The following is a 12,068-nucleotide window of genomic DNA, read 5'->3' on the forward strand; positions in this document are numbered from 1 at the left end:
CCTCAGGCGGCGGCGAGCTCGTTGATCAGTTCCTGCAGCTCGCCGCTGCCCACTTCGTAGATCTCGTTGCAGAAGTGGCAGGTGAGTTCGGCCTTGCCGTCTTCCGCGAGCATCTCGCTGAGTTCGCTCTGGCCCAGCAGCTTCAGGGCATTCACGCTGCGTTTGCGGCTGCAAGGGCAGTGGAAGGTGATCTCCTGGCTGGCTTCAGCGTCATCCAGGAGCTGGGGATCGAGATCCGGGAAGATCTCGCGGAGCAGGGCTTCCAGGTTGCCCTCGCAGGCGGCCAGCTTTTCGCTGAAGCCGCTGATTTCCTTGCAGCGCTCCTCCAGCAGTGCCACCAGGGCCGGCTCACGGGCTGCTTTGGGCAGCACCTGCACCAGCACACCGCCGCAATGCTTGAGGCCTGAACTGTCGATCTGCTCGCCAACGAACACCGCCGAAGGGGTCTGTTCGGAGTGCAGCAGATAGGAGGCCACATCATCGCCGATGCCGCCACTCACCAATTCCACGGTGGAGCTGAACGGCTCGCCTTCCCCCAGATCGCGCACCACATGCAGGTAGCCGGTGCCGGTGGCCTGCTTGAAATCGAAGTGGTGCAGCCCATCCGGTTCCTCCACCAGATCGAGCTCCAGTTCAGGGTTGCCCACGTAGCCGCGCACGGTGCCATCGCGGCCGGCATCCACCATCAGGCCCCGCAGGGGGCCATCGGAGGCGATGCGCAGGTTCACCCGCCCGTGCCGCACCTTCATCGAGCTGGCCAGTAGCAGGCCCGCGGTCATCGCCCGGCCCAGCAGCGCGGTGGTGAGGAAAGAGAGGTTGTGGCGCCGCCGCGCGTAGCGGGCGGTGGTGCTGGTGCTCACTGCCACCAGGCGGATGCCGCCGCCGGCTGCCGTTGCCCGCACCAACTGATCCGCCATCGCCTGTCCGTCTGCACCCAGAGAGGGCACTGTATTCAGCGCACGGCCTGCTCCAGCGGCTGCAGCAGGCCTTCCACCAGCCGGTAGCGCTGCGGCGGTGCCACCCAGGCTTCAAACAGCTCGGGTTCGTGGGTGACTACCAGCAGCACCCGCTCCCTCCCCAGTTCGGCCAGTAAACCGAGGATGTCGCCCCGCACCGACCAATCCAGGCCCGCGGTGGGCTCATCCAGCAGCAACACTCTGGGGTTGCGGAGCAACTGCACGGCCAGTGCCAGCCGGCGTTGCTGGCCGCCGCTCAGGGCTTCCGGCGCCTGCTGCAGCGAGATGCCTTCCAGCCCCACCTGGTGCAGCACTGCTTCTACTTGTTCCGAAGGCACGCGGCGCTGGCCGAGCTTGAGCTCCTGGCCCACGCTCAGGCCGAGGAAATGCCGCTCGGGGAACTGAAAGAGCAAGCCGCACAGCCAGCGCCGCTGCCGGGCGCTGAGCACCGCACCGTTCCAGAGGATCGAGCCGCCGCTGCGGCCACTGCTGGGTTCTGCGAGTCCGCAGATCAGCTCCAGCAGCGTGGATTTACCCGAACCGCTGCGGCCGGCCACCAGGGCGGGTTGGCCCACTTGCAACTGCAGATTGAGGCCGCGCAGCACCGGTTGCGCCGCCGTAGCCGGGTGGTAGTGCAGCGACCTCAGCTCAAGCATCGACGGCGCCATGGTCTGCAGGTGCCACCAGCATGTTTGATGGAGGCAACGCTGCGTTGCGCCCGCCCCGATGGAGATCCGCTTTCGCGAATTTGATCCCTTCAACTGCTGGATCTGGTTGCGCTTCCGCCATGCCCCCGGTCAAGGGGAGCGGGGCTACATCGACACGGTGTTCGACAGCTGGTTTTTCCTCGGCAAGCTGGGGGGGTTCAACGCTGAAAACCTGCAGGTGCAGGACGAGGGCGCTGAGCTGAGCGGCATGGCCTACGACACCGACATGGCAGCGCGGGCCATGCCGGCTCTCATGCACAACATGGGCGAGATGGAATACCGCAGCGAGTGGGCCCGCTGCTGGCTCGACCTCGGCACCAGCGATGCCCTGGCCCTCGATGTGCTGATTAACACCCTGCGCCAGCTCGACACCGATGTGGTGGAAATCGAGGAGTTGCTGATCGGTGGTGTGAACGACGACTGGCCCGTGGAGGATCACCCCGATAACCCCTTCACCAGCCTCTCGGACCCCGACGCCTGAAGATGGCCCGGGAATGCCGGCGTGTGCTGATCCCACCGGTGCGGCTGCGGGAGATGGACGCCCAGGGCTGCTTGGCCCTCAGCCCGGAGCACAGCCGCTACCTCCGCAAAGTGCTGCGCTACAGCCCAGGCGACCGCTTTGCGGTGGTGGATGGTGCCGGCCATCTCTGGGATGCGGAGCTGCTGGATCACCACCAGGCCCGTTTGCTGCAACCCCTCGAGCAGCCCTTCCTTCAGGAGGCTTTGCCCAGGCCGGCTCTGGTGTTGGTGGCTGCCGTGGTGAAAAGGGATTTCGAGCTGGTGGTGCGGATGGCGGTGGAGCTGGGTGTTGATCGCCTGGTGCCCATCACCTGTGAGCGCACGGCCGTACTCGGCCAACTGCGGCCCGAGCGCTGGCAAACCATTGCTGAGGAAGCGGCGGAGCAATGCGAGCGGCTGTGGCTGCCGCAACTCGATCCCCCCATCCCGCTGACGCAGCTGTTGAGCCTGGAGCCGCCTGCTTCACAACGGGCGGTGGCCCGGTTTTGGGCGACCACCCGGCAGGAGGGCTTGCCGCTGCTCTCCCAAGCGCTCCACAACGCGGCTGAGGGAGCAAGCCAACCCCTGCAGGAACTGTGGTTGGCCTGCGGGCCGGAAGGTGGCTGGAGTTCTGCGGAAGAAGCGCGATCTGCTGAAGCCGGCTGGACCCCTGTCCAGCTGGGTTCCACGATCCTGCGCAGCTCCACGGCCTGTGTCGCCGGGGCTGCCCTGCTCAGCCAGTGGCGCGCCGCCGCCGGCTGAACGGCATCTCGTGGTTCGGAGTTATTTCTTGCCGAATAGCCCGCCGGCCATGCTGCGGAACCCTGCCAGGTTGGCTCCGCCGCGGCGGCGGCGCATCGGCAGCGCACCACCGGCGGTGACGCACTCGGGAGCGAAGGTGGAGAGGGTGGCGGCGGGCTTGGCGGCCTGCTCAGCAGCCAGCTCGGCGGCAATGGCTTCGGCGGTGGTGAGCACCTTGCCGCTCGGTGCGGCAGCGGCGGGGGCTTCAGCCACCGGAGCCTCAGCCTTGGCGGCGGCCTTCACCGGTGCAGCTGATTTGGATTGGGCCGTTTCAGCAGCCTTGCTGGGCTTGGCGACAGGGGCCACGGCAGCCGGCGTCGCGGGGGCCTTCTCATCGAGGTTGAGGAAAAAGCTGCCCTTGCGGTTGAACACCATGGCGCCAGTTGTGAGGCTGATGGCTGGATTATCCGTTGCCAGAGGCGCTCACAGGCTTGTCCCTTAGGGCAGTGCAACAGAAGCGGGCGCGGTTGTGTTGAGCTGGGGCCTGTGTTGCGTCGGCCCCATGCGGGCCTGCTGGGGATGCTGGAGCTTCAGGTTCTGCTCAGTGGCGATCGGCTGCAGCACTGGGCCCTCGCGCTCCTGGTCAATGCTGCGCTCATCGCCGCCGCCCAGCGCCTGCCCTTGCTGACGCGCTCGGGCTGGGTGCATGCCGGCATCTTGGGCACGCTGCTGCTGGGTAGCCTGGATTGGGCTGGCTGGTGGGCCGTGGTGCTCTATCTGGGCCTCGGTTCGTTGGTGACGCGGCTTGGCTTCCGCCGCAAGCAGGCGGAGGGGCTGGCGGAATCCCGCGGCGGCCGGCGCGGCCCTGAAAATGTGTGGGGATCAGCGGCCACCGGCGCCGCCCTGGCGCTGCTCAGCCTGCTGCCTTCAGCGCCTGTGACCCTGCTGCGGCTCGGGTTCGCCGCCAGCTTCAGCGCCAAGTTGGCCGATACCTTCGGCAGCGAGATCGGCAAGCGCTGGGGCCGCCACACCGTGCTGATCACCACGCTCAAGCCGGTGGCTCCCGGCACTGAGGGGGCCATCTCTCTTGAGGGCACCGCCGCCAGCTTGCTGGGCAGTGGCTTGATGGCGCTGGTGATGCTGCAGCTTGGCCTGCTGCAGGGGGCAGGGGCCTGGTGGTTGGTCGCGTTGGTGGGTTTGCTGGCCACCCTGCTGGAAAGCCTGATCGGTGCGGGGCTGCAGCAGCGCTGCGTTTGGCTGAGCAATGAGCTGGTGAACGCGCTGCAAACCACGATCGCCGCCGTCCTGGCCATGGCGGCGGCGGAGTGGCTGGGCTTGGGCTGAGCTGCTCAGCTGGTCAAGAGGGGCATCAGCTGCTGACGCAGTTCCAGCAGCAGGCGTTCGCCGCGGCGTTGCACCACCTTGGGGCTCAGGCCGCTGCCCTCAGCCAGCTGGCGCCAAGTGAGGTTTTGCAGCAACCGGCCCAGGATCAGGCGCCGCTGCCGCCGTTCCAGGCGGCGCAGCACGCGCCAGAGATGCCGCCGCTGCTCCCAGCCAATCACCCGGGCGTAGAGCTCGCTGGCCCGGGTGTCGCTGAGCTGCTCCATCAGGCAGGAGAGCTCGCCCTCGTCGTCGATCTGCGGTTGCTCAAGGCTGGCCAGCTGCAGGCTGCGCTGCCGCGCCAGGGCCAGTTGCCAGCGCTCCAGGCTGCAGCCCACGGCGGCGGCGAGTGCTGCTTCTGGGAGTGGCTCAAGGCCCTGCTGCTGGCGTTCGTGCTGCAGGGCCTGGCCGCGGCGGTGCAGATCGAGCAGGTGATGGCTGCCGCTGATGGGGTGGGATCGATCGCGCAGGTAGTGGCGGATGGCGCCTCGGATCCAGGGCACGGCGGCGGTGCTGAGGCTGTGGCCGCGGCCGGGATCGAATCGCTCCACCGCCTTGATCAGCCCCAGGCAGCCTTCCTGGCTGAGGTCCTCGAAGCTGTGGCCGCTGCGTTGGGATTCCTGGCGTGCCACCCGCCACACCAGCGGCAGGTTGGCGTGGATCAGCGCATTGCGATTGGTGGTGCTGCGGCAGTGCTGGTAGGCCGCCATCAGGGCGGCGTTGCGCTGGCTGAAGTCGGTGCGGGGCTCGAAGGTGTGCATCGGGCTTGGAGCGGTTGCGTGTTTTCACGCTCGTTCGCCGCGCCCGGAATCAGCCTCCCCTTGCTGGTGGAGGCCGGTTCCCCCGCATGGGGGAGGTCCCTGAGGCCAGAGCGGTGCTCAGAGGCTGACGCTGCTGATGCCGAGCGGTTGCAGATCGGCCCACTGCAACAGCGCCGGCCAGTGGCGCACGACCTCATACACCTGGCGGTGCCCCGCGCTGTTGAGGTGGATGCCGTCGCTGCACAACCACTGCAGCCAGGCGGGGTCTTGCAGTAGCCCGTTGAGTAGCGGCAGGAACGGCACATCTGCCTCCAGGCAGGCCTCCTCCAGCAGCGCTTCGTAGCGGTGCACCTGATCGAGCTGGTACCAGAGCACGTTGGCGTAGGGCATCACCGCCTCATCCACGGGCGTCAGCCCGAGCACCAGGACCGGTGCCAGCTGTTTGGCCTGGGCGAGTAACTGCTGCAGGCCAAACAGAAAGCCATCGGCATCCAGCTGCGGGCGGCCATCGGCACGCCCCACGCGGGCGCAATCGTTGAGGCCCATGGCCAGCAGGATCCCCTGGGGCTGTTGGCGGCGCAGTTCGCCGCGGCAGCTCACTTCGCTGTGGAGCCGTGCCGTCACCCGCTCCAGGCCATCGCCGCGCACTCCCAGCGGATACAGCACAGGGCCGTTGGGCAGCCCCATCCAGTGGCGGCGCAAGCGCTCACACCAGCCGCCCTCTTCCGGATCGCCCCAGCCCACCACACCGCTGTCGCCCAGCACGATCAGCTTGCGGGGAATCGGAAGACTCATGGCTGTAGCAGCCGCTGGCGGGCGCGGTCGCTCAGATCTTCCCCCAGCAGGGTGAGCGCCGCGTAGGCCGCCAGCAGCAGCAGCAATTGATCAAAGGCGAAGGCGCTGAGGCTTTGGTTGAGCTGGCTGCCCAAGCCGGTGCCCGCCACTAGGCCCACCACCACCGTTTCCCGCAGGATCACATCGGCGCGGTAGGCGCCGTAGGCCAGGTAGGAGCGCGCCAGGCCGCTGAAGCGTCCGTATAGCAGCGCCAGGCGGGGGCCGCAACCGCCGCAGCGCAGGGCCTCCTGCCGCTGCGGCCCGGCCGCTTCGCTGCCTTCAAGCAGCAGGCGCCCCAGGATCCCCAGGTTGTGAAAGCCGAGAGCCAAGGCAGCGGTGATCACGCCGGGCTTGAGCACAAACAGCAGCAAAAGGGCTGTAAGCGGCGGCGGCCAGAGCCGACCAATCGCCCAGATCAGCTGCAGCAGGCGTTGCCCCCAGGGCCATGGGGCTACCAGCAGCAACAGCAGCGGCGCCACCCCGACGGCCAGGGCTGCCGCGAGCAGCGTGAGCAGCACAGTGTTGAACACCAGGCCAGGCCAGGGGAGGGCTAGAGCTTCCTGCCAGCCGGCCGGCGCCAGGGGCGGCAGCGCCTGCCAATGCAGCAGGGCCGCCGGCTCGATCGCTAGAGCTCTCCCCACCCCAAACACCAGCGGCACCAACAGCAGGGCAGCCAGCAGCAGTTCCCGGCCTTGGCGCCCCACACCGACAGCCCGCAGGCTGAAGCGGCCCGGCATGCCCCAGCGCCGCCGCAGCGCTCCGATCACTGCCTCCAGGCTCAGCATCACCGCCAACAGCAGCCAGAGACCGCTCCACAGTTCGTGGAACTGCAGCGATTGCAGGGTCAGCAGTAGTTCATTGCCCAGGCCCCCCAGGCCAAACACCCCCAGCAGGGTGGCGCTGCGTAGGGCGCATTCAAGTCGGTAGCCGCCGTAGCTGATCAGGCCCGGCAGCAGCGGCGGTCCCATCGCCGAGAGCAGCGCTGCGGGTGGGGCACAGCCGGCGGCCATCAGGGCTTGCAGGTTGCGCTCGTTCAGGCTTTCGAGCAGATCACTCACCACCCGCGCCACCAGAGCGCCGTAGGGAATGGCGATGGCGATCACGGCGATCACCGGTTGCAGGCCGGTCACTTGCAGGAGCAGCAGGCCCCAGATCAATTCATGAATCGAGCGCGGAATCGCAAGCAGCCGGCGGATCCATTCCGCGGGCCAGCTGTGGCCGATCAGGGTGCGCCAGAGCAGGCGGGAACTGGCCAGGCCCGCGGCGATGCCGATCAGCAGGCTGGCGCACCAGCCGAGCAGGGCCATCCCCGCGGTGATCCCCAGGCCCCGCACCAGCGACTCCAGCACCACCGGATCGGTGGAGGGCTGCACAGCAGCCAGCAGAAACTGGCCGATCAGATCCCAGCCGCCGCCATGCACCAGCGTGGGCAGCAACACCAGGAGCGGCAGCAGCACCAGCGCGGGCAACAGCAGCAGCAGCGGCGCAGCGGGTTTCATCGGGCGATGCTGGGTTCTGCCACTCCGGCGTACAGAGCCTCAAGGTCTGAAGCCTGCAGCTGCGCCACGGGGAGGTCCCAGCAGATCCTTCCCTGGCGCAGGCCGATCACTCGATCGAAACCCTGCAGCAGATCTGGCCTGTGCAGGCTTAATAGCAGCGCCCGCGGTGCTACGGCCTGGGTCAACAGCAGCTGCAGCAACTCCTGGGCCAGGCGGGGATCAAGGCTGGCCAGCGGTTCATCCGCCAGCAGCAGCTGCGGCTGCTGCCGCAGCAAGCGACCGATCGCCACCCGTTGCCGCTGGCCGCCCGACAGTTCGCCCACCGATTGGCTGAGCAGCACGGGATCGAGATCCACCTGGCGCAGCGCCTGCGCGCAGGCTTCGCTTTCGAGAGGCAGCAGCAGGTTGAGCAGTGCCCGCGGCCAGCCCCAGCTCGCCAGACGGCCACAGTTGAGGTTCTGCTGCACGCTGAGCTCTTCGATCAGTCGCAGGTCTTGCCAGAGGGTGCCGATGCGGGCCTGCTGGCGGCGGCGGGCCCGGGCGCTGCGTGCCCGCCGTTCGCCGCTCCAGTGCACCTCGCCCTGGGCGGGTTGCAGCAGGCCATTCGCGACCGCTAGCAATGTGCTTTTGCCGGCACCGCTTGCCCCCAGTAGCGCCACCCGCTCGCCTGCCTCTAGCCGTAGATGGATGCCCTCCAGGCGCGGGTGCTGCCGGCCAGGCACCGTCACGTTGCGCAGCTCCAGCACCGGATGGTGCTGGCTTGCGCTCTCGTTGAGGCCGGGGTCGCTCATGGCTTCCCACTGTGCCTGCCGGGCTAGAGCGTGCTGAACCGGAAGGCCAGTAGCGCCAGGATCAGCCCCACGAGCATCAGCTCGATGATGTCGGGCCCGCGGGGATTCATCAGCGGCTCTCCTCCCCTTCGATGCGCTTCACCGAGGGCAGGGTGAGGGCCAACACCAGCAGGGGAATTTCCAGCCAGAGCACGCCATTGCCCAGGGCGATCACGGCTAGATCGATGGCCGCCAGCGAGCGCAGGAACAGCACCCAGACGTCATCGCCCTCGCTGCAGCTGCGCTGCCAGAGCAGCAACCCTGCCACCACCAGCACCAGATCCAGCAGCAGCGTCATCGGGAGGTGAGGGGCGCATCGGTCGCCCCTCGATTCTGCTGCCTGCTGGCCTCAGACGCCCGCGCTCAGCGGATCTGGCCGATCTGGCGCCCCACCTGTTCGATCCGGCCGTAGGCACTGGCCTTGGCACTCGTGAACTGCTGCGCCCCGAACAGGCTGAGGATCTGTTTCTGCTCGGGATTGCTTGGCCGCCAGCTCAGGATCGCCTGCTGGATCCGGTTGGTGAAGCCCTTGCCGAAGCGCTTGTCGAGATCGGGCTGGGCGATCCAGTGGTAGTCGGGGTAGCCCGGTGTCTTCCAGATCGCCATCACCTTGGAGCGATTGGCCTTGCCGTTATGAAGGCTGGAGCGCCACACCTGTTCATTCACGGCGCCGGCTTCGTAGGCGCCGCTTTGCACCAGGGCGATGGTGGCGTCATGGCTGCCGCTGAACCCCGGTGCGCCCCCGGCGAACTGACTGGGTTTCACCCCGGCCTGGCCGAGGAAGTACTGCGGCATCAACCGGCCGGAGGTGGAGCTCTCGGAACCAAAGGTGAAGCGTTTGCCCTTGAGCTGGCTCAGCCCCTGCACGTTGGTGACCGGCTTCAGCCCGCTCTTGGCGTTGGCGATGAAGATCGTGTGGAAGGAGGCGTCGATGTCGCGCTGGGCGAGCACCTTGGCGCCGGGCTTCTGTAGGCGGGCCTGCACGCCTGTGAGACCACCGAACCAGACGAGATCGAGATTGCCGGTGCGGAAGGCGCTCACCGCTGCGGCGTAGTTGGTGACGGGCACGTACTGCACCTTCACCCCGAGTTGTTTGCTCAGCTCATTGGCCACGAGCCCGTAGAGCCGGTTCAGCTTCTCCGGCTGCTGGTCGGGAATGGCACTGATGCGCAGAACCGGCTTGCTGCTTTGCTGGGCCTGCACGGCTGGCAGGGGAGCCAGAGCCGGACTGAGTGAGGGGAAGGCCGCCGGAGCCAGGGCCAGGCCGATGCCGACCAGCACGGCGGCCGAACGTTCTCGGCCGCTTTGGGGGAATTTGAACATGCTCGATTGCTGAATCAGTTGCGGAATCACCGCAACAGGTGCCAGCTGATTCTCCCAGTGGGCTGGTCAGCCTGGAGAGCAGGATTAAAGGCTGTGGATGAACCGCTCCAGCCGGCGCAGTCCGTCTTCGATGGTGCTGTTGGCGGCTGCGCAGGAGAGCCGAATGCAGCGGTCGTCGCCGAAGGCAACCCCGGGTACCACCGCCAGCCCGTGCTCATCGAGCAGTCGGTTGCAGAAGGTCATGGAGTCGAGGCCGGTGCTGCTCACATCCGGGAAGGCATAAAAGGCCCCTTCGGGTGGGAGCAGCTGCAGCGCGGCGATCGCCTGCAACCCATCGCTCAGCAGTTGGCGGCGCTCGTTGAACTGCTCCGCCATGGCGTGCACGCAGTCGCGGGAGCCTTCGATGGCGGCGAGGGCTCCGAATTGGGCAAAGCTGCACACGTTGCTGGTGCTCTGGCTCTGCAGGGCAATAGCGGCCTTCACCACCTCGGCATTCCCGGCCAGCCAGCCGATGCGCCAGCCGGTCATCGCCCAACCCTTGGCAAAGCCATTCACGCTGAACACGCGATCGGCGAGATCCGGGGCCACAGCCGCCAGGCTGTGGTGCTGATGGCCAGGGGCCAGCAGGAATTCGTAGATCTCATCGCACACCACCGCCACCTGCGGATAGCGGCGCAACACAGCGGCGATGGCCTCAAGCTCCTGGCGACTCAGCACCATCCCTGTGGGATTGCTGGGGCTGTTGAGCACGAGCAGCTTGCTGGCCGGGGTGATGGCGGCCTCCAGCTGGGCGGGATCGAGCCGGAACCCTTCAGCGGCCGAGCTGGGCAGCAGGCGCACCGAGGCTTCTGCCAGTCGGGCGATCTCTGGATAGCTCAGCCAGTAGGGGGCGGGAAGCAGCAGCTCATCACCGGGGCCAAGCAGCACCTGGAACAGGTTGTAGAGCGCCTGCTTGCCGCCGTTGGTCACCAGCACCTGCTCGGCGCGGGTGGGCACGTGGTTTTCGCGGCTCAGCTTGGCGGCGATCGCCTCCCGTAGGGCTGGCTCGCCGGCGGCGGGACCGTAGCGGGTCTGGCCATTGCGCAAGGCCGCGGCCGCGGCCTCACAAATGAAGTACGGGGTGTCGAAATCCGGCTCACCGGCGCTGAGGCTGCAGATGTCGTGGCCTTCGGCCTTGAGCGCCTTGGCTTTGGCGGCGATGGCCAGGGTGAGGGAAGGCTGAAGAGCCTCGGCCCGGGCGGACAGCGTCAGGGTGCGCTGAGAGGGCGGGCGCAGCATCGGCGCAGCGACGAAAGGGGCAACGCCGCAGGGCTTTGCCGGTGTGGTGTGCATCCTGCCGTATTCCCTATCCGCGCAAGCGTTCAGCGCACACTGTTTGGTATTGCCCAGCCTGGTAGGCCCCATCTCTCAGCCTGGTGAGTGCGCACCTGGCTCCAGTCCCTGTGATGTCTGATCCGGCCTCGTTGCATTCGATGGAGCCGCTCTCGGCGGCGCTGGTGCTCGCAGCCGATGACCCCGAGGCTCTTGCGACCTTTTATGCCGCCCTCGTGGAGGCTTCGCCTGCGCCGGGTTTCAGCGCTGCCCATTGGCGGGTGTCGCTGCCGGGGATGGGCTGGCTGGAGCTGTATCACCCGAGCCGTGAGCGGCCGCTACCGCCCGGGCGCGGACGGCTGGCGGTGTGCCTGAAACGGCAGGGAGATGGCGCTGCGCTGGAGCTGTGGATGGAGCAGGCGCTGGCGCTGGGTGCCCAGCGGTTGGAAGCGCCGCGGCAGGAAGCCTTCGGCTGCGAGGTGTGGCTGCTGGATCCAGAGGGCAATGGACTGCTGCTGCTGGTGAGCGGTTCATAAAGTCGCCCCCATGACGATGTTTCCGCCAGCAGCGAGCCGCCTGTCTGTGTCCGAGCAGGAGCAGCAACTTGCGCAGGTGGCCGAGGCCTGTGATGGTTGCCGCCGCTGCGGCCTGGGTAGCAGCCGCACCCAGGTGGTGGTGAGCCGCGGTAATCCCCAAGCCCCGCTGATGGTGATCGGTGAGGGCCCCGGTGCCCAGGAAGACGAGCAGGGCAAGCCGTTTGTGGGGCGCTCTGGTCAGCTGCTCGATCGGATGCTCGAGAGCGTGGGAATCGACAGCAACCGCGATGCCTACGTCTGCAACATCGTGAAGTGCCGCCCGCCGGAGAACCGCAAGCCCACAGCCCTGGAGATGGCGGCCTGCCGGCCCTGGCTGGATCAGCAGATCGCGCTGGTGGATCCGCCCGTGATCCTGCTGGCTGGTGCCACGGCGGTGGAGGGCCTGCTGGGCATCAAGGGCGGGATCACCAAATTGCGCGGTCAGTGGCGCCGCGGTGAAGGGGGCAGCCTCGAGGGGCGCTGGTTGATGCCGATCCTGCATCCCTCCTACTTGCTCCGCAACGCCTCCAAGGAGCGAGGGTCACCGAAATGGCTCACCTGGCACGACCTGCAGGATGTGCAGCGGCGTCTGGCCCAATTGACCGCTCCGCTGTGACAGGCTTGCGCCAACCTTTTCGGCCCTAGCGCGCGCT

Annotated in this window: 15 protein-coding genes; 5 read left to right on the forward strand and 10 right to left on the reverse strand. The window is 67.5% G+C overall.

The features are described 5' to 3' along the window. Window positions 1-2: 2 nt before the first annotated feature. Window positions 3-917 carry an Hsp33 family molecular chaperone HslO gene (gene hslO, locus H9532_RS04420; protein ID WP_296366034.1) on the reverse strand — a complete coding sequence of 305 codons (915 nt, stop codon included), beginning with the start codon at window positions 915-917 and terminating at the stop codon, window positions 3-5. Window positions 918-952: 35 nt separating this feature from the next. Further along, the gene (locus H9532_RS04425) at window positions 953-1,612 is read right to left on the reverse strand and encodes an ABC transporter ATP-binding protein (protein WP_296366035.1); all 660 of its coding nucleotides are present in this window, start codon (window positions 1,610-1,612) and stop codon (window positions 953-955) included. A gap of 70 nt (window positions 1,613-1,682) precedes the next feature. Between H9532_RS04425 and H9532_RS04430 the strand changes: the two genes are divergently transcribed. Continuing rightward, the gene (locus tag H9532_RS04430; RefSeq protein ID WP_296366036.1) at window positions 1,683-2,144 is read left to right on the forward strand and encodes a DUF3531 family protein; all 462 of its coding nucleotides are present in this window, start codon (window positions 1,683-1,685) and stop codon (window positions 2,142-2,144) included. Between the two features lie 2 nt (window positions 2,145-2,146). Continuing rightward, window positions 2,147-2,923 carry a 16S rRNA (uracil(1498)-N(3))-methyltransferase gene (locus H9532_RS04435; protein ID WP_296366037.1) on the forward strand — a complete coding sequence of 259 codons (777 nt, stop codon included), beginning with the start codon at window positions 2,147-2,149 and terminating at the stop codon, window positions 2,921-2,923. Window positions 2,924-2,944: 21 nt separating this feature from the next. On the opposite strand, the gene H9532_RS04440 is transcribed toward H9532_RS04435, so the two are convergent. Continuing rightward, complete coding sequence (locus H9532_RS04440) at window positions 2,945-3,337, reverse strand: hypothetical protein (protein WP_296366038.1); 393 nt, start codon at window positions 3,335-3,337, stop codon at window positions 2,945-2,947. A gap of 144 nt (window positions 3,338-3,481) precedes the next feature. Here H9532_RS04440 and H9532_RS04445 point away from each other — a divergent pair, with 144 nt between their 5' ends. Further along, window positions 3,482-4,246, forward strand: a complete 765-nt coding sequence (locus H9532_RS04445) for a DUF92 domain-containing protein (protein ID WP_296366637.1) — start codon at window positions 3,482-3,484, stop codon at window positions 4,244-4,246. A 5-nt stretch (window positions 4,247-4,251) separates the two neighbouring features. On the opposite strand, the gene H9532_RS04450 is transcribed toward H9532_RS04445, so the two are convergent. The 7 genes from H9532_RS04450 to H9532_RS04480 all read right to left on the reverse strand — a co-directional run bounded on the left by H9532_RS04450 (window position 4,252) and on the right by H9532_RS04480 (window position 10,807). Then, window positions 4,252-5,043 carry a sigma-70 family RNA polymerase sigma factor gene (locus H9532_RS04450; protein ID WP_296366039.1) on the reverse strand — a complete coding sequence of 264 codons (792 nt, stop codon included), beginning with the start codon at window positions 5,041-5,043 and terminating at the stop codon, window positions 4,252-4,254. 117 nt (window positions 5,044-5,160) lie between these two features. Further along, the gene (locus tag H9532_RS04455) at window positions 5,161-5,838 is read right to left on the reverse strand and encodes a GDSL-type esterase/lipase family protein (protein WP_296366040.1); all 678 of its coding nucleotides are present in this window, start codon (window positions 5,836-5,838) and stop codon (window positions 5,161-5,163) included. Further along, window positions 5,835-7,376, reverse strand: coding sequence for a phosphonate ABC transporter (locus H9532_RS04460; RefSeq protein ID WP_296366041.1), 1,542 nt, complete (start codon window positions 7,374-7,376; stop codon window positions 5,835-5,837). Before H9532_RS04460 ends, H9532_RS04455 begins: the two co-directional genes overlap by 4 nt. Continuing rightward, window positions 7,373-8,167 (reverse strand): ATP-binding cassette domain-containing protein, encoded by a 795-nt coding sequence (locus H9532_RS04465; protein WP_296366042.1) that lies wholly within the window; start codon window positions 8,165-8,167, stop codon window positions 7,373-7,375. The genes H9532_RS04460 and H9532_RS04465 overlap by 4 nt, the downstream gene beginning before the upstream one ends. A 109-nt stretch (window positions 8,168-8,276) precedes the next feature. Next, complete coding sequence (locus tag H9532_RS04470; protein ID WP_296366043.1) at window positions 8,277-8,504, reverse strand: hypothetical protein; 228 nt, start codon at window positions 8,502-8,504, stop codon at window positions 8,277-8,279. Between the two features lie 65 nt (window positions 8,505-8,569). Then, on the reverse strand, window positions 8,570-9,529 hold the full coding sequence (locus H9532_RS04475) for a putative selenate ABC transporter substrate-binding protein (protein WP_296366044.1): 960 nt from the start codon (window positions 9,527-9,529) through the stop codon (window positions 8,570-8,572). An 84-nt stretch (window positions 9,530-9,613) separates the two neighbouring features. Then, window positions 9,614-10,807 (reverse strand): pyridoxal phosphate-dependent aminotransferase, encoded by a 1,194-nt coding sequence (locus H9532_RS04480; RefSeq protein ID WP_296366045.1) that lies wholly within the window; start codon window positions 10,805-10,807, stop codon window positions 9,614-9,616. A 167-nt stretch (window positions 10,808-10,974) separates the two neighbouring features. Between H9532_RS04480 and H9532_RS04485 the strand changes: the two genes are divergently transcribed. Beyond that, on the forward strand, window positions 10,975-11,376 hold the full coding sequence (locus H9532_RS04485) for a VOC family protein (protein WP_296366046.1): 402 nt from the start codon (window positions 10,975-10,977) through the stop codon (window positions 11,374-11,376). A 10-nt stretch (window positions 11,377-11,386) separates the two neighbouring features. Next, a complete protein-coding gene (locus H9532_RS04490) occupies window positions 11,387-12,031 on the forward strand; it encodes a uracil-DNA glycosylase (protein ID WP_296366047.1) in 645 nt (214 codons plus the stop codon). Window positions 12,032-12,068: the final 37 nt, after the last annotated feature.

The organism is Vulcanococcus sp. Clear-D1, from assembly GCF_014654725.1.
GTDB lineage: Bacteria > Cyanobacteriota > Cyanobacteriia > PCC-6307 > Cyanobiaceae > Vulcanococcus.